16 protein-coding genes are annotated in these 16,329 nt (G+C 62.6%); 7 read left to right on the top strand and 9 right to left on the bottom strand.

What is annotated here, in order from left to right; genetic code table 11:
• Positions 1-129 precede the first annotated feature (129 nt).
• The 3 genes from B208_RS24955 to B208_RS0117360 all read left to right on the top strand — a co-directional run bounded on the left by B208_RS24955 (position 130) and on the right by B208_RS0117360 (position 1,811).
• Entirely contained in the window at positions 130-261 is a 132-nt protein-coding gene (locus B208_RS24955) for a hypothetical protein (protein ID WP_007980915.1), read from the top strand.
• On the top strand, positions 258-1,457 hold the full coding sequence (locus B208_RS0117365; protein WP_007980913.1) for an NAD-dependent epimerase/dehydratase family protein: 1,200 nt from the start codon (positions 258-260) through the stop codon (positions 1,455-1,457). The genes B208_RS24955 and B208_RS0117365 overlap by 4 nt, the downstream gene beginning before the upstream one ends.
• Positions 1,458-1,535: 78 nt before the next feature.
• Positions 1,536-1,811, top strand: a complete 276-nt coding sequence (locus B208_RS0117360) for a hypothetical protein (protein WP_007980911.1) — start codon at positions 1,536-1,538, stop codon at positions 1,809-1,811.
• A gap of 61 nt (positions 1,812-1,872) precedes the next feature.
• Here the strand turns inward: B208_RS0117360 and B208_RS0117355 are convergent, their stop codons facing one another.
• Positions 1,873-3,312, bottom strand: a complete 1,440-nt coding sequence (locus B208_RS0117355) for an aryl-sulfate sulfotransferase (protein WP_007980909.1) — start codon at positions 3,310-3,312, stop codon at positions 1,873-1,875.
• 102 nt (positions 3,313-3,414) lie between these two features.
• Complete coding sequence (locus B208_RS0117350; RefSeq protein WP_007980907.1) at positions 3,415-4,515, bottom strand: glycosyltransferase; 1,101 nt, start codon at positions 4,513-4,515, stop codon at positions 3,415-3,417.
• Between the two features lie 185 nt (positions 4,516-4,700).
• Between B208_RS0117350 and B208_RS0117345 the strand changes: the two genes are divergently transcribed.
• Positions 4,701-6,398: a glycosyltransferase family 39 protein gene (locus tag B208_RS0117345; protein ID WP_007980905.1), complete on the top strand. Its 1,698-nt coding sequence runs from the start codon at positions 4,701-4,703 to the stop codon at positions 6,396-6,398.
• Between the two features lie 2 nt (positions 6,399-6,400).
• Here the strand turns inward: B208_RS0117345 and B208_RS0117340 are convergent, their stop codons facing one another.
• The 3 genes from B208_RS0117340 to B208_RS0117330 form a co-directional block, all read right to left on the bottom strand.
• Positions 6,401-7,435: an SDR family NAD(P)-dependent oxidoreductase gene (locus B208_RS0117340; protein ID WP_026177918.1), complete on the bottom strand. Its 1,035-nt coding sequence runs from the start codon at positions 7,433-7,435 to the stop codon at positions 6,401-6,403.
• A 162-nt stretch (positions 7,436-7,597) separates the two neighbouring features.
• Positions 7,598-8,623, bottom strand: coding sequence for a lysylphosphatidylglycerol synthase transmembrane domain-containing protein (locus B208_RS0117335; protein ID WP_007980901.1), 1,026 nt, complete (start codon positions 8,621-8,623; stop codon positions 7,598-7,600).
• A gap of 62 nt (positions 8,624-8,685) precedes the next feature.
• Entirely contained in the window at positions 8,686-9,690 is a 1,005-nt protein-coding gene (locus B208_RS0117330) for a glycosyltransferase family 2 protein (protein WP_007980899.1), read from the bottom strand.
• A 108-nt stretch (positions 9,691-9,798) separates the two neighbouring features.
• Here B208_RS0117330 and B208_RS24485 point away from each other — a divergent pair, with 108 nt between their 5' ends.
• From B208_RS24485 to B208_RS0117310, 3 genes are all read left to right on the top strand, one after another.
• Entirely contained in the window at positions 9,799-9,939 is a 141-nt protein-coding gene (locus B208_RS24485; protein WP_007980898.1) for a hypothetical protein, read from the top strand.
• A gap of 174 nt (positions 9,940-10,113) precedes the next feature.
• Complete coding sequence (locus tag B208_RS0117315) at positions 10,114-11,109, top strand: NAD-dependent epimerase/dehydratase family protein (protein WP_007980896.1); 996 nt, start codon at positions 10,114-10,116, stop codon at positions 11,107-11,109.
• 4 nt (positions 11,110-11,113) lie between these two features.
• Positions 11,114-12,097: an NAD-dependent epimerase/dehydratase family protein gene (locus tag B208_RS0117310; protein WP_007980895.1), complete on the top strand. Its 984-nt coding sequence runs from the start codon at positions 11,114-11,116 to the stop codon at positions 12,095-12,097.
• Here the strand turns inward: B208_RS0117310 and B208_RS0117305 are convergent.
• The 4 genes from B208_RS0117305 to glmS form a co-directional block, all read right to left on the bottom strand.
• Positions 12,091-13,110 carry a DUF1616 domain-containing protein gene (locus B208_RS0117305; protein WP_007980894.1) on the bottom strand — a complete coding sequence of 340 codons (1,020 nt, stop codon included), beginning with the start codon at positions 13,108-13,110 and terminating at the stop codon, positions 12,091-12,093. The genes B208_RS0117310 and B208_RS0117305 overlap by 7 nt on opposite strands.
• Positions 13,111-13,283: 173 nt before the next feature.
• Complete coding sequence (locus tag B208_RS0117300) at positions 13,284-13,817, bottom strand: metal-dependent hydrolase (protein ID WP_007980893.1); 534 nt, start codon at positions 13,815-13,817, stop codon at positions 13,284-13,286.
• 127 nt (positions 13,818-13,944) lie between these two features.
• Positions 13,945-14,250 (bottom strand): hypothetical protein, encoded by a 306-nt coding sequence (locus B208_RS0117295; protein ID WP_007980892.1) that lies wholly within the window; start codon positions 14,248-14,250, stop codon positions 13,945-13,947.
• 273 nt (positions 14,251-14,523) lie between these two features.
• Positions 14,524-16,329, bottom strand: coding sequence for a glutamine--fructose-6-phosphate transaminase (isomerizing) (gene glmS, locus B208_RS0117285; protein ID WP_007980890.1), 1,806 nt, complete (start codon positions 16,327-16,329; stop codon positions 14,524-14,526).

Raw genomic sequence — 16,329 nt, 5'->3', positions numbered from 1 at the left:
ATGTTTTCGTTTCCCGAACGATTCGATGAGAAACGGCGGAGAACCCCGTCGTACTGCCTTATTTCGACCGTTTCACCGCCGTTACGCCCACAATCTTGAAGGCGGAACGGATGGTTCCCTGACACTCAAATGAGACGCGAACGCGAACACACTCACCATCTTCACGACGTCGAGGATGGCGTGGGCTGTACCGAAATCTGGGAGCACCTGAGCGACCGCCGAACCGAGGCGGACGAATCGAGCGAGGAGGGAAACCCATGACGATTCTCGTGACCGGCGGCGACGGCTACATCGGCTGGCCGACCGCGCTTCGAATCGCCGACCGAACCGACCAGCGCGTCGTCAGCGTCGACGACTGCGGGCGACGTCGATGGGTCGAGGAGGTCGGCGGTCAGAGCGCCGTTCCGGTCGCCGACCCGAACGAACGCGTCGCCGCCGCGCGCGACCGACTCGGCGTCTCGAACCTCTCGTTCGTCGAGGGCGACCTGACGGAGAAGTCGTTCGTGGACGAACTCCTTCGGGTTCACGAACCGAAAACTATCGTTCACACCGCCGCACAGCCGTCGGCACCGTACTCGCAGATCAACGGCGAGCGCGCGAACTACACCCAGCACAACAACCTACAATCGACGCGCAACCTCCTGTGGGGACTCGAAGAGAACGGCCTCACGGACACCCATTTCATCGAGACGACGACGACGGGCGTCTACGGCGCGCCCGAGTTCCCGATTCCGGAAGGGGGTGCGACGATGGAGAACGGCGGCGAGCGCGACGAGGTGCCGTTCCCCGCGATGGCGGGCAGTTGGTACCACCTCACGAAATCCCACGACGCCGCGAACATGCGCCTCGCGCACAAGCAGTTCGGGATTCCCATCAGCGACGTTCGGACCGCCATCGTCTACGGCACCGAAACCGAAGAGACGCGGGACTCCGATCGACTGAAGACGCGCTTCGACTTCGACTACTACTTCGGTACCGTCGTCCACCGCTTCTGTGCGCAAGCGGCCGCGGACTACCCGCTGACGGTGTACGGCAAGGGCGAACAGAGAAAACCCTTCGCCAGCCTCGAAGATACGGTCGAAGGACTCGCACGCCTCGCGCTCGGCGACGCGGACGACCGCCCCGAGGACTTCGTGGTGTACAACCAAGTGACCCGCGCCATCAGTATCGTCGAAATCGCCGAGACCATCGACGAGGTGGCGTCGGAGTTCGACTTCGACACGTCGGTCGAGCACTTCGAGAACCCGCGCGAGGAGAACGAAACCCACAAGATGGAGATAGAGAACGACCGCTACATGTCGCTCATCGGCGAGCAGCGACAGTCGTTCGAGGACGGGATTCGGGACGTGTTGCAGGCGCTTTCCCGCCACACGGACCGGATAGAATCGCACGAAGACAGGTTCGTCCCCGACGTGATTCGGGACGAAACCGAGTCGGTCCCGGCACAGTCGGATTAGATCACCGCTGTTTCGATTTTTCGCGCCGATCACGACCGCCGATAGGTTTCTACGTGTCCCCGTCGAGTACCGATACCGATGACTCTCGACCACCGACGCCGGTTCGTCTACGGCCAACTCGGGCTGATGCTCGTCGCGGCCGCCACGCTCTCGATTCTGGGCGTGCTCTCGGTCGAGACGTTCTTCCTCGTCTCGTTCGTCGGCCTGCTGATGCTGCTCGAACTCACGTCACCGGCGCACGTCCGACCGCGATGGCAGCTGCGACTCCGCTGGATACTGCTCGCCGGACTGTTGGGATTCGGTTACGTCGTCTTTACGCACGTTCAGCGCGCGTTTTCGGGCGGCCTGTCGTAGCGGGTTCGCGTTCGCCTGTCGTAGCGAATTTTACGACCCGACCGAAAGCGGGAACGTCCGCTTATCGTTCCGCGTTCCCGTCGCTCGAGTCGGTGTCGGACGACTCGCGCGAGAGCCGAACCGGGAGCGAAAAGGAGAGCGTGTAACTGGCCCAGTGCAGTTCGAACAACAACCAGAGCACGACCACTCCCGCCAACGCGAGGGCTGCAATCGCGCTCACCGGCGTTATCCACACGGGAAACACGAAGAGGAGCGCGTGGAGTATTCGCGGCGGCAGGAGATTTATCCCGGTGTGCACCGCTTGCTCGGCCATCGCCGCGACGACGTACGACGTCCCGTCCGTGGTCGAACCGGCGGTGTGCGGTTCGAGACCGAGCGCCTTCGCGCTCGTTCCGTTCGTGCTCTCGTCGCCGGTTCCGAGCCGCTCCGCCTCGTACGGTCCGGGGAACGACATCGACCAGACGATTTCGTTTTGCTTGTTGACCTCCAGCACTCGGTCCCCGTTGGAGTCGGTGATGAGCGTGTGACCGTTCGGCAGTCGGTCCGCGTCGCGGGGCCACTGCATCTTCGAATCGCTCCACGCCCACGTCCGGTTCCAGCTACCGTTCGACCGCTGGTACTCGACGGCACGGTTGTTCTCCGAGTCGGCGACCAGGAGCGCCGGTCCGCCGTTCGACTCGTTGATGTAGTCCGGGTTGTGCTGCTCGAAGAGCGTCTCGTGCCGGTCGTCGGCACCGAGCGTCCAGTTGGACTTCATCCCCGTCGACCGATTGAGGAAGATGACCTGATCCTGATTGCGGACGCTGACCGCGATTCGTCCGTCGTGTAGTTGCTGGACGTTGTTGATGTGCGTCCAATCCCGCGGGAAGTTCCCGCCGCTCGCGTGGGAAAAGTTCTGCTCCGCCCGCCAGTACCACTCGATGTTGTCGGTGTTCGTGTCCACGATGTACACGCCGTCCGGCGGATTGATCTCCGCCACGAGGAGCTTCCCGTTTCCGAGGTAATCGACGTCGTGAATCGCGCTCGAACCGCGGGACGGGCGCACGTCCGACCAGATACGGGTTATCTTCCCCGTCGTCAGGTTGAGCCGTTCGACGACGCTCCGTCGGCATTTCACGGATGAATCACACTCGCTCTTGCTCACGTCGTCGGACGCCACGTAGAGGACGGTATTCTCCCCCTTCGCACTCGGGTCCACGTCGTGGTAGAAGTCGTGTGAATCGTTGTAGTACAGCGTCTTTCCGCTCGGTCCGTATGCACCGATGCGACCGCCACCGTACGCGTCCGACGTCACGACCGTCACCCCGTTGGCGGGCGGGACGGTCCTGTTTTCCATCCTCGCGCTCGACCATTCGGTCCCGCTCTGGAGATACGCGCTTGCAATCGGCGCGCTCAACACCAGTAAGACGAGAACGAACGCGATTCGAATGACGCGCTTCGATGGGACGTAGCTACGATACCCCGCACTCTCCTCGTTCGTGTCTGATTTCCTCCCGTCCATGCTGAATGACCAGATACTTTATTTAAATTATTAACTCTTATGACCGCCGTCGCTCGGTGGACAGGCACGACCTCCGCGGCACGGAGCCGAATCGGTGTTCGCTCACCCGCCAGCGAGAATCGCGGCGTACTCGTCCATCATCGAATCGACGTCGAAGTGTTCGACCATGTACTCCCGCGCCATCCGACCGCGGGCGGCGAGATCCTCCTCGGCGAGCGTTTCGATTCCGTCCGCCAGCGCCTCCGGGTCGTTCGGCGGGACGACGACGCCACCGTGAACCAAATCCGAAACGCCGCCGACGTCGGTGGCGACGACGGGCGTCTCACAGGCTTGGGCCTCGCGTATCGCCGCCGGTGGTCCCTCAGCCACCGACGCCAGCACGAACACGTCCGCCGCCAACAGGAACGGCCGAACGTCGTCCTGATATCCGGCGAACGTGACGGCATCCTGTACCCTCCGTCGTTCGACGAACCGTTCGTAGTCGGCCCGCTTCGTCCCGTCGCCGACGAGCGTCAGGTGGTAGTCCCGCGTCCCTCGCTCCTGCAGTTCGACGAACGCTTCCAGCAAGTTCCGTACCCCCTTCACCGGGTCGAGGCGACCGACGTACACCAGTTCGATGGAATCCGTTCGCTCGAATTCGGCGGGCGACGTCGCGCCCGGCGCGTAGTGGTCGAGGTCGATTCCGGTCGAGATGACCGACGTTCGCCCCTCGGGCGCGAATCGGTTCAGTCCGTCGCGGACGTACTCTCCCTGTCCGACCACGTTGTGGGCGGCCAAGAACGTGAGACGACCGACGGAGTGCGTGTAGACTTTCGATACCGCATCGATGAACTGGTCCCCGTAAAACCACTCGACGCCCACGAGGTTGTTCACGATGACGGTCGTCTCGACGTCGAACCGCCGCCCCAGTATCGCCGCTATCGAACACACCGGATAGAGGTAGCCGCCGATGACGAGTCTATCGAGCGTCGGCACGTCGTCCGTCAACAGCCGATAGAATCCCGGCGTCGGAAGCGTATAGCGGATTTTCGGGATGAAGCGTGCCGGATAGTGTTTCACCGTGATGTTCTCCCCGGTCGGCGGATTCCCCCGCCCCTCTTCCGGCTGGTAGAACACGACTTCGTGTCCTGCCTCCGCTAACCGTGGCGCGAGTATTTGCGGGTGTCTGACCAAGACCGTCGGATTCAGTATTCCAATCTTCATGGATATTCGGTAGCGCCCGTGAATCGGCGGTACGGAGCGGCAAAAAGATTCGTCGAAAGTTACATCTCGAAGACGAACCAACTATGTCGGGTCCGCTCTCTAATCAATGCAAGAACATATAGGACAGATAGGTAGACAGGCCGATAGATTCGTAACCGTCTCGGTCGTGTCCTGAACGGACCGAAATGAATTCCCGCTCCGTCGTGACGTTTCGTTCTGCGGACGCGCTCAAGGTGGTCGTTATCGCAGCCAGTTGGATTTTGCTGGCGACGGCGATTTCCGTCCACATGAACGGCCGACTGTACCCGTTCCTTACCGTCGGTGTCGGGGCCGTCGCCGTGCTTTTCGTCGCGTACGTCGTTTCCGTCAGGTCGTTTCCGACGCGGTATCTGCTCGCGGCACTCGTCTGCCTCAGCGTCTACTACCGGGCACTCGTCGTGCTGTTTCCGAGTAGCTACGTCGGAATGGACCCCGACAAGTATGCTGGCGGTATCGTTTCGTTGATGGAGACGGGTCGCGTGGTCAACCTCGACTTCCCGTTTTACGGCAAAGCTCCCTTTTTTCTCGTCTCGGGTGCCCTCACGGGAGACGTGATGGGTGTGGACGCGTTGCGGATGTTGGACGTGTACGCCTTCGTCTTCGGCGCCCTCTTTCCCCTCCTCGCGTACGTCGTCACGCGTCGGTTGTCGTCCGAGCGCGTCGGAATCTACGCTACGCTCTTGGTCACCGTCGGTGCCGCGTCCGTCATCTACGCCACCAATCCCATCGCACAGACGCTCGCGGTCGGCCTCTGGATTCCGTTCCTCGTCGTCTTCGGGCGATACCTCCGATACAAGCGAACTGTTGACCTCGTTCTGACGTTCCTCTTTACGGTTGCGATGGTGTACACGCACAAGCTAACGGCGCTCCTCGTGTTCGGTACGGTCGTCGGGAGTTCCGCCTTCATCCTGCTCCAGTCGAGGGAGTGGATGGACGACCCGCTCAAACGGGCGACGACGCCATCGACCCTGCTGATGCTCACCGTTCTGTCGGGCGTGCTCGTCGTCGTCCAGTTGACCATCATCACGGATTACATCGTCGGCGTTATCGGCCGATTCCTGCTGGCACTTCACGTCACGTCGGTCGAAACCGTTCACGTCGTCCCTCAGGCGGCCACGCCCGTCGCCAGCGAACCGGTGAACTTCGTCCTCCGACGCGGATACGGGTTGACACTCGTCCCGCTCGCCGGAATCGCGTGGCTTGTTCTCGCGCGGCGGACGGACTCCCACGAAACTCGGGCCATTTTAGCCGGTATCGCCGTCTGTATCGCACTCACCGGCGTCGGTGCCGTGAGCGTTTCCGCGGTAAACCCGTCCCGGATGTACTTTTACATGGAACTGCTGTTGTTCGTCGTCGTGGCCGTTGCGGTCCTTCGCCGACACGTTCCGGGGCGGCGACGGAGCACCGCCGTCCTCGCAGTCTTCTTCCTGCTGGTGACGTCGCAGTTGGTAACCCCGCTCGTCGTTCCCGACCACCCGCAGGGTGAACGCCAATATCTCACCGCCGAGGAAACCGCTGCGAAACGGTTCAGCACCCACGTTCCGGGGGACATCGCCACGGACTTCTTCTACGCGAAATCGACGGTTCGACTTCACAATCCGAGACCAGCTCGACTCGACGATCCAAGTGCGGATACCTACGTGTACATGGACGAGGAGCTGTTAAACCGAACGACGTTGAACGGAAATAGTAGATACATCGCTTACCGGACGCAAGTTCGCGTGTATCGCATGTACGGAGCGATGCAAGGTCGATGGGAGTTGACTTACGACCCCGTGCCGGGTTTCGACCGACGTCACGAACGCGTGTATTCGAACGGTGGCGTCGTCGTCTATGAGCGGTGACGCTACGGGACCGTCTCCGCGGTCGATAGTTTTCCCTTTACGTCGTCGAGCATCCGCAGCAACTCGGCTTTCGAAAGCCGTCGCGCGTCGGCCGACGTGTACTCCCCGGAGAGCGCGTTTCCGTCGGCCTCGGACGGCATCGACTCGTCGTTCGGAAAGAGCACGAATCGGTCGCGTTCCTCGACAGCGTGTTTCACTTCGTCCGCGGACACGAGTTTTTCGTGGTAGCGCTCGGTCGGTCCGGACCCGACGACCCTCGTCGGGATTTCAGTGGGCTGATAGCCGAACTCCGACGCGTACTGCTCTCGAAGCGCGTCGGCCAGCGTTCCGAGCTTGAACGCGGGCATCTTGCGGACGACGACTTCGCCGCCGGTGGTCGTCCCGAACGCCTCCACGACGAACTCCGCGGCGTCCCGTGGCCGCATGACGAACCGCGTCATCTCCGGGTCGGTCACGGTGATGGGTCCCCCTCGTCGAATCTGCTCTACGAACACCGGAACCACGGACCCGCGCGTCCCGAGCACGTTACCGAACCGGACGCAACCGAATCGAACGTTCCGTCCGTCCGCGCTCTCGTTCGCGGCGACGGTCAGTCGCTCGGAGAGCAACTTCGTCGCGCCCATCGCCGAAACGGGGTTGGACGCCTTGTCCGTGCTGACGGCGATGACGGCTTCGACGTCCGTCTCCGTCGCGGCGCGAAGCACGTTTTCGGTCCCCCTGACGTTCGTTCTGACGGCCTGAAACGGGTCGCGTTCGACGATACCGACGTGTTTCAACGCCGCCGCGTGGAATACGACGTCGATTCCCTCCATCGCCTGTCTCATCTCGTGAAACTCGCGGACGTCCTTGTACGACGTCTCCAACCGACGCGGGTACTGTGCACCCAGTTTCGTTTTCATCTCGTGTAGCCGTCCCTCGTCGTTGTCGATTACGCGAACCAACTCCGGGCCGTCCTGTAACACTCGCCGAACGAGCGACGATCCTATCGAACCGCATCCCCCCGTGATGAGTACCCGTTTGCTACTCAAATCTGTCATCTTTGTCCCCCGATTGTCAGACCACTCACCATTACTTATCGGTTGTGCCCGCTATTTTCACTACGTATGACCATCATTTTGGATAATTGTTTCCTCATCAGTCGGAAACCATCTCTTTTCTTCGAAAATTTAGGTGCTTCACCGGTCCGGTCATCCAGCGTTTCATACGCTCACGTCCGAGTGAACGACGTAGTTGGCGTAGACGTAGAGGAGCGCGAGCGGAAGATACGCGGCGAACACCCGGTCGAGGATGATGACGCTCGTGGCGACGCTCGGCGAGACGCCCAACGCGACCAGCACCGTCGTTCCCGTCACCTCGGTGACTCCGATGCCGCCGATGGAGACGGGGAGCACGGTGACGGAGTAGATGAGCGTCGGGATGAGAAGGTAGCGAAGCGGCGACAACTCCAATCCCTGACTCGCACCGACGATACCGAAACGAACGCCGGAGAGGACGACGAAGGAGACGAACAGGAGCGCGACGGATTTGAGCTTGTTCGACGAGAACAGGTCGTGTTGCATCTCGCCGACCGACGCGAGCAACTTCGGTGCCCTGTCCGTGATGACCCGTGGAAGGTCTATCCACCCGAGCAGGAACGCGAAGACCGGGAGCGCGAGATAGACGCTCGCGCTGGCGAGCAGCACGAGGGCGATGTTCCGTCCGAGGTATCGAAGGAGCACGAACAGCCCCGTCAGCGCGACGAGACCGTTGATGGCCGCTATCATCTGCAGTTGCACGCCCTTGATGACGAACGCGCGCCGGAGTTCGATACCCGTGTACTTGTTCAGGATGAGCGGCGTCGTTGCGAGCGAGCCGAGTCTGGTCGGCAGAAACGAATTGACGACGAAATCTACCGTATCCACCTTGAATATCGGCAGAAAGCGTACCGACTCGTGTTCCTCGTACAGCAACTGCAACGACCGGGACGTGAGGAAGATGGGCAACAGCACGACCGGCACGAGCACGACGAGGTAGGGAGCGCTGATTTCGAACATGGAGCGAAACGCCCGTTCGACCGGAAACTTCCACAGCAGGTAGCCGAACGACGCGACGGATACCAGCACCTTCAGCACCGTTCCGATGGACTCCCACCGCGAGCCGGTCTCCTCTTGAGTTTCCCCTGTCGTGTCGGAGTTTCCTCGGTCGTGTCGGGTACCCTCGGCCACGTTCGAGTTTTCTTCAGTCATGTCGTGTTTCCTCAGTCACGTTCGAGTTTTTCTCGGTCGTGTCGGGCGTCCGTCGTGCGCGTTCATCGGAGATACGACCCCACGAGCGTCCGGGCGATACCCAGCCCGTAGCCGAGTTTCGGTTTCTTCGTCGTGCTGCCCTGCCGACGTTCCACGGTCACGGGCACTTCCTTCATCCTGAGTCCGCTCTTTCGTACTTCCACCAGCAATTCCACCGCGCAAAACCGCTCTTCGACCCACGAAATCCGTTCGAACGCGTCGATGGTGAGCGCGCGGAAGCCGTTCGTCGCGTCCGTGATGGACGACTTCGTGAGGACGTTGATGAGCGTCGTGAACGCCCAGATTCCCCCGCGACGGATCGGCCCGTTTTCGGACGCGTCGGTGCCGCGGTATCGGGACCCGATAACGTAGTCGGCCTCGCCGTCGAGAACGGGGCCGACGAGGCGTTGCAGTTCGTCACCGCGGTGTTGGCCGTCGGCGTCCATCCCGACCACCACTTCGGCGTGTTGTCGTCTTGCGATTTCGAACCCGGTTTTCAGGGAGCTACACTGTCCCGTATTGACGACGTGTTCGACCACGATGGCGTCCGTGGCACGGGCCGCGCGGACGGTTCCGTCCGACGACCCGTCGGAGACGACGAGGGGAACGACCGCGCGACCTCTGAGCGTCTCGGGGAGCGATTCGATCACCGCGCCGATGGTCTCGGCTTCGTTGTACGCCGGGATGACGACGTACACCGCGTCCTCGTCCGACCGCTCCATCGGCACGTCCCGTATCGCCAGTTCGCGGACGAGCGCGTTGAATCGCCGCCTGTTCCGGACCGCCTTACGGCGGGCGATCACGGCCGCGACGAGCGCGAGTACGATGGCGATGCCGACCACGATTTCCACGAGTCCCACGTCGTTCAGCAGTCCCGCGACACGTGGTGCGAACGCGACGACGGCGACGAGGAGCGCGCCGAGGAGCGCGGCCCCTAGTTCGTGCTTCTCGAAGCGGGTGCGATAGCGTTCGAATCCGACGCCGAGCACCCCGACGACGAGGACGAGATAGGCTACGCGAGGAATCATCGTGTCTCATCAACCACGCTCCGACGGATAACTCTTGATAGATATCTAACAACATTGCGCCGCTAATTCCAAATCGGTGGCGGACCAGAACGATGGGGTACTCGCCGGATGGTCGGCGAGTTCGGCGACGGCGGACGGTCGGTCGCGGACAACGCCGTCGTCGCGTCCGGTCTCGACCTCGCGGTGGACTCCCCGAAATTCACGTCGCACGCGGTGGTTCGCCGCAAACGTAATGTCGTTCGTCGTTGAGACTCGACGTAAAATGGGGGGGACGATTCTCGTAGCGGAGCCATCGCTGGGTGAACAGGTGCGTGAGAACGTCACGTCGGCGGTCGAATCCGTTCGATTTCCGCGAGGACCATTCGACGCGTCGTTCGAACGGGGACGGGGCGACGACGCGGGGACCACGGAGAGGAGGTACCGATGAGCGACACGGACGCATCCGCGGGGACGCCGACGGTCAGTGTCACCGGCGCGGGCGGGTACGTCGGTAGTTGCGTCGTGAACGTTATTCGAGAGCACCATCCCGAGTGGGAGATTCGGGCCTTCGACAACTTCTACCGCGGCGAAATCCACCGCATCGGCGATATCGACGTGGAGTTCCTCGACGTTCGACGGCGCGACCGGCTCGAAAGCGCGTTGGACGGTTCGGACGTCGTGCTCCACCTCGCCGCCGCAAGCGACGTGGATTCGTGCCGCGACGACGAGGAGTTCGCGCTCGAAACGAACGTTCACGGGACGACCAACGTCGCGTGGTTCTGCAAACGAACGGGTGCCGGGTTGGCGTTTCCGTTCAGCATGGCCGTCCTCGGCGACCCCGAGGAGTTCCCGATAACCGTGGACGCGTCGCGGCGACCGATGAACTGGTACGGGGAGACGAAACTCGTCGGGGAGCGGACCATCGAATCGCTCGCGGCGGATGCGTTTCCGGCGCACCTGTTCCTCAAGGCCAACGTGTACGGCGAACACACGGTGAACGACCGCGGTATTTCGCGCGGAATGGTCCTCGAATTCTTCGTTCGGCGCGCGTTCGCGGACGAACCGATTTCGGTGTACGAGCCGGGAACACAGGCGCGAAACTTCGTTCACGTGCGGGACGTCGCCGACGCCTACCGACGGAGCGCGGAGCGGTTAGTGGACCGATGCGATGCGGGTCGGACGGGCGTCTCGAAGTACGAGATTGCGAGCGACGAGGAGTGGACGGTCATGGAACTGGCCGAACTGGTCCAACGGACGGTCGCCGACGAAGTGGGCCGGGAGCCGGACATCGAAGTCGTCGAAAACCCCCGCGGCGACGAGACGCTCGTCACCGACTTCGACGTGGACATCTCCGCCGCACGGCGGGAGTTGGGATGGCAGCCGGACCGCTCGATTCGAGCGTCCGTCGAACGCCTCGTCCGACGGCGTGCGGAGGGCTGAACGCATGAACGGATCAGCAGAACCGCCGACGGTCGCGGTAACGGGGGCGACGGGCTACGTCGGGAGCCGCGTCGTCGAAGTGCTCCGAACCGCGCATCCCGAGTGGACCGTTCGGCCGCTCTCACACCACGAGAGCGGACCCGCCATCGACGGCGGCATCGAACACGTCGATATCCGCGAGAGGGACCGCTTAACCGACGCGCTCGCCGGTTCGGATGTCGTCGTTCACCTCGCCGCAGTCAGCGGCGTGAAGAACTGCGATGAGAACCCGGAACTCGCCTACGAGGTCAACGTACAGGGGACGAACAACGTCGCGTGGTTCTGCTGGCGGGAGACGGCCGCCCTCGTGTTTCCGTTCAGCGTGGCCGTCCTCGGCACCCCGGAGTCGATGCCGGTGACGGTCGATTCGCCACGGACGCCGATGAACTGGTACGGACGCACCAAGGTTCTCGGGGAGCGCGCGGTCCAGATCTTCGCCCGCGGGTCGTTCCCGGCACACCTGTTTCTCAAGTCGAACATCTACGGCGAGCACACGGCGAACGGGGAACGGATCAGCAAGTCCACCGTCATCAACTTCTTCATCGAGCGCGCGATGTCGGGCGAGTCTCTGCCGGTCTACGAACCGGGGACGCAGGCGCGAGATTACGTCCACGTGCGGGACGTCGGGGACGCATACCGTCGAAGCGTGGAACGGTTGGTGGACGAACTCGACGACGGAACCACCGGGACGAAGGGATACGAAATCGCGAGCGAGGAACAGACGGACGTGTTGTCACTGGCCGAACTCGTCCAGCGGACGGTTGCGGACGAAACGGGTCGCTCCCCGGACATCGAACTGATCGAGAATCCCCGGAGCAACGAAACCCTCGTCACCGACTTCGACGTGGATACCACGAGGGCCGAACGGGAGTTGGGATGGCAGCCGGACCGTTCGATTCGAGAAACCGTCCGACGACTCGTCCGTCGAAAGGTCGAGGAGGGTTATTGATGAACGCGAATCCAGAGGTGCGTCCGTCGATACGCGTTTTTCGCCGAGGGCGACGCCGGAGCCGCCCCGCGATACAGAAGGAACTGGAGCCGGAGCCGTTCACCGGTCATCGTCGGTTCGAGACTGCGGTTTTCGACGACCGTTTGTCCCTGCCCGGCGGAAACGTGGAACCGGTCGAGCCGCCGCTCGGCCGTGACCCGGGTCGATCCGTTGTTCCGTTTCACGCGTTGTAAGAGGACGACGACGGTGTAGTTCGAGCGTTCGTACTCGTGGTTTCCGATACCGACGCGGAGATGTTTCGCGTCTCCGGCGGTGAAGTTTTTCGGGTACGCGTCCGTGACCGTGCTCCCCGACGCGTTTTTCGTCCCGAGATAGAACTCGGTGAACCGCTCGTCGCTCCGCGGGGTCGTCGTCGTGTAGACGATTCCGGCAGTGGCGACGACGAGGCTGACGACGAGGAGGACGTTCAGCGGCCGCACGTGGCTCGTCACCGTCGAAACGTCGGGCGTGAAGCGCGCATACGCGTCCTCGATAGGAACCGAAAACCGGTCCGATTCCGGGAGCGTCCACTGACGAACCGCACCTGCGAGGGCACAGACGATGGTGAAGCCGCCGATAGCGAGGAGGCTCGGGTCGAGATTCAACCCCCACGGCGAGTAGCTGACGAGGTAGCCGATGAGCGGAACGACGGCCAAGCTGACCGCGATAGACAGCGTGATGCGCTCGATACCGTCGATACGCCGCGGAAATCCGGTCGATGTGCCGTCTCCTTCGTCACCCCCGTCGGACTCTCGATTCCCGCTCGCTTCGGGGAACAGCACCGCGACGAGGCTGTATCCCGGCAGGAAGAACAGGAACAGGAACCCGAACGACAGTCGAACCGGCGTCCAGACTCCTCCGGCGCGGACGACGCCGACCGTCACCAGGACGAGTGCGATGACGACGCCGAGGTCGGCGGGAAATCGGCGAACGCGTCGTGGAAGCAACTGCCACATATCGGACGTATCTATCATTGTCATCGTCGTGTGTCGATGCCGAACTCGTCGAACGGTGGTCGAACCGTCCGTGAACAGCGGTCGAATCGTTCGCTATCGCCTCGCCCATCGCCGCGGGCGTACCGACGGCCCGACTCGGGAGCACTCACCTACGACGACGACCGAACTAAAGATTGGGGGCGTTCGCCTTACTACCGTTCGCGGTGCGGGTCGGACCCGAGCGGGAGGACGGATGCGACGCCCGGCGCGCCGTCGGCCAGCCAGACGTAGACCGCCGCGACCACCAACGACAGTTCTATCGGGAAGTCGCCGGGCACGCCGACGACTGACGGACCAGAAGCCGGCGACGAAAGCGGGAGAATCGGCCACAGCAGAAACGTCGCCCGTCCGTACCCACCGGCCAGTACAGTGAGGAGCACGTCCGCGAACGGGTGTGACACGTACCCCACGGCGAAGGCGGCCCAGCGGGACCGGTGTCCGTTTCGTCGGCAGATGCCGTAGGTAACGGCGAGCAGCACGCTCGCGGTCAGCAGCGAGTGTGCGAGCGACCGCCCCGTCGGGAGGACGCCGACCCACCACGCGAGCGGTTTGTCCACCAAATCGGGGAACTGCGTCCCGACGACCAACGCGATTACGTCGGTGCCGGTCGGCGGACGGGTCGTTCTCGTCCGTCGAAGCCCCGAGTAGGCGAGGTACCCCACCGCCAGATGTCCCCACGGCCACATACCGACCGCCTCGACGGGACGTCGCTTAACCGCTCTGGGGGTGACGCCGCGACCATCGAGCGCGTCGAGGTAACCTCCGATTCAACAACCCTTGCGGAACTTATTCGACATCTTTCGTGGAACGTACTCAACAACCCTTGCGGAACTTGTACAGGTTGTAGAGCGCTGTACCGCGTTGGATGAGTCGTTGTTTCCGTTGTTCCGGCAGGTCGCTGTTTCGGACCCGTTCGACGCCCCGTTCGTACGTCGCACGGAGTTCCCCGCACGACATCGATTCGAGTTGCGACGCCGACGGCTGTTGTGACTGCGTTTGCGAGAGACGGTGCGAGTCGGCCATCGATTGCCCTCGTCCAGCGGTCGTTCCGGCGAGTCCGGTCACGAGCAGACTGGACGCGACGAGGACGACGAGCGCGTGTTTCAGTGCAGTTCTCATTTGTGACACGGGAGTCGAGACTCCCCTCCGGTGTGTCACTGAGTTACGGTTTCAAACCCGAGAACCGTTTTCAGGACGCGATTTCGTTTTCGGCTCCGTAACCCTCGTTCCGTCGAACGAACGCCACATATTCTCCACACGGAATCGCAGTAATCGCGGTTACGCGGATGACGAACGGCGACCGTTTTCGTCCCGCCGACACCCCCGATGTCGAGTGAAAACTCCGGTATCGCTCGTGGTAGAAATCGTCGAAGGAGTGGCCGCTCCGGACGGTTACTCGACGGTAACGCTCTTGGCGAGGTTTCGCGGTTTGTCGATGTCGCGGCCTTTCTCCTTTGCGACGTGGTAGGCGAACAGCTGTAGATACACGTTCCCGACCACGGGTTCCATCAAGCCGATGGACGGAACGTCGAACGTCGTATCGAAGACGGCGTTGGGGTCGTCGTCCGAGGTAACGCCGATAACGGGTGCCCCCCGCGATTCGACCTCCTTGACGTTGTGAAGCGTCTCGGACGCGTTCGTCTCGTCGGTGAGGACCGCGATGACCGGCGTGTCTTCCGTCACGAGCGCGAGCGGCCCGTGTTTGAGTTCGCCGCCCGCGAACCCTTCCGCGTGCTCGTAGGATATCTCCTTGAGTTTCAGCGCGCCTTCGAGCGCGACCGGATGGCCGAGTCGCCGCCCGATGAAGAAGAACGACTCGCTGTCGGCGAACGCCTTTGCCTCCCGTTGTACAGTCGGCTCGGCGTCGAGCACCTGTTGAATCGCACTGGGCACCGCGGACAACTCTTCGAGGATGCTCGCCCGCTCGTTCGAGGACAGTGCGTCCCGCTGTTGGCCGAGATACACCGTCACGAGCGTCAGCGTCGTCACCTGCGATACGAACGTCTTGGACGCCGCGACGCCGATTTCCGGCCCCGCGCGGATGTACACCGTGTCGTCCACCTCGCGGGTGACGGTCGAGCCGACCGTGTTCGTCACCGCGAGCGTGCGAGCGCCCGAACCGGCGGCCTTGCGAAGCGCGCGGAGCGTGTCGGCGGTTTCACCGCTCTGGGTGACGGCGACGACGAGCGTTCGCCACGGGTCGCGGTTCCCCTTGAACTCGTATTCGCTCGCGATGTGCACCGAGACGCGAACGTCGGCGTACTCCTCCAACAACCCGGCGGCGTACAGTCCGGCGTAGTACGACGTTCCGCACGCGACGATTTGAATCTCGTCCAAGGAGCGACAGTACTCCTCCGACAGGGAGAGGTCGAGGTCCACCGTCCCGGCGAGTTCGTCGATACGTCCCGAGAGCGCCTGCCGTACCGCCCGCGGTTGTTCGTGTATCTCCTTCCGCATGTAGTGTTCGTAGCCGCCCTTCTCGGCCGCGTCGGCGTCCCAATCGACGGTTTGGGGCTCCCGCTCGACCACCTCGCCGTCGTTGAGGATGGTCACTCCGTCCTCCGTGAGGCGTGCAATGTCGCCGTCTTCGAGGAACGTGACCGTTCGGGTGTGTTCGACGAAGGCAGTCACGTCGCTCCCGAGGAAGGTGGCGTCGTCGTCGTGGCCGATGACGAGGGGGCTGTCCTGCCGCGCCGCGACGATGCCGTCGTAGCCGACGGCCGTGACCGCGATGGCGAAACTCCCGGAGAGCTTCGAGACGACCCGTTCGACCGCTTCGCGGAGGTCCACGCCGTCCTCGTTCAGGGCCTCCTCGATGAGGTGGGCGATGACCTCGGTATCGGTCTCGCTGGTGAACTGGTGTTCGTCGAGGAGGTCCGTCTTGAACTCCTCGTAGTTGTCGATGATACCGTTGTGCACGACCGCTATCCGCTCCGTACAATCGGTGTGCGGGTGCGCGTTTCGCTCCGTGGGTGCCCCGTGCGTGCTCCACCGTGTGTGACCGATGCCGCAGGTGGCGTTCGACGTCGATGGAACGGTCAGGTTGTCTATCTCCCCGCTTCGCTTGTTCACCTCCAACGAGTCGTCGAGGAGGGCGATACCCGCGGAGTCGTAGCCGCGATATTCGAGGTTCTTCAGACACTGTGCGACGATGGTCGAGCAGCTTTCGTTTCCGATGTAACCGGTGATTCCACACAT

It is taken from the genome of Haladaptatus paucihalophilus DX253, from assembly GCF_000376445.1.
Taxonomy (GTDB): domain Archaea; phylum Halobacteriota; class Halobacteria; order Halobacteriales; family Haladaptataceae; genus Haladaptatus; species Haladaptatus paucihalophilus.
The sequence above is the reverse complement of the archived record's forward strand: the minus strand, read 5'-3'. Positions and strand labels throughout refer to the sequence as shown.